Genomic DNA, 642 nt, shown 5'->3' on the forward strand with positions numbered 1-642 from the left:
CCGCCACGACAGGGCCGACGCCCGGAATGGCCAGCGCGCCGAGCCCGGCCAGCAGGCCTGCGCCGCCGCCGAGCACGGTGCCGAGGGTGGCACCCGTCGCCGCGCCCGTGTCGGCGCCGGTGTCGCCGCGACGGGTCGTGGTCGTCGAGACGCTGGGGTCGTTGGCCACGGTCGCGCCGTGCCCCCCGAGATAGCTGATGTCGTCATGCGAGAAGCCGGCCGCCTCGAGGTCGTTGACCGCCGCGCGCGCGTGCTCGGCGGTGTCGAACAGGCGGGCGATGCTGCGGGTCGCCATGGGTGTTCTCCTCCGGATGTCTGTTTGCCGCGTTACTGCGTGGCGACGACGTTGCCCTGGTAGTCGAGCGCCACGCCCGTCTGCTGGCCGTTCCTCATCGCCCGGCCGCGCCAGATCCCCTGGTCGTCGAGGCGCAGTTCCTGCACGTCGGCGAAGCCGGCATCGCCCATGCGGGCGCGTGCCTGGCCCTCGGTGAAGGAGTTGGCGCCCGCCACCGGCGCGGCCGCGGTCCGCGGCTGCGTGTGCTGGGTGGTCGCGGCCGGGGGCGTCGTGCTCATGCCGCCGCCGGTCGTGCCCTGGCCCGGGGTGGTGGCGCCGGTCGCGCCGCCGGTCGAGCCGGTGGCCGC

The 642-nt window shown here is 75.9% G+C and carries 1 protein-coding gene and 1 pseudogene; both read right to left on the reverse strand.

What is annotated here, in order from left to right; genetic code table 11:
• Nucleotides 1-295: pseudogene (locus L2I40_RS24135) on the reverse strand (hypothetical protein); the annotation flags it as partial.
• Nucleotides 296-327: 32 nt separating this feature from the next.
• A partial coding sequence (locus L2I40_RS24140) for a hypothetical protein (RefSeq protein ID WP_237217866.1) occupies nucleotides 328-642 on the reverse strand: 315 nt, incomplete at its 5' end.

It is taken from the genome of Falsiroseomonas oryziterrae (assembly GCF_021864505.1).
Lineage (GTDB): Bacteria > Pseudomonadota > Alphaproteobacteria > Acetobacterales > Acetobacteraceae > Falsiroseomonas > Falsiroseomonas oryziterrae.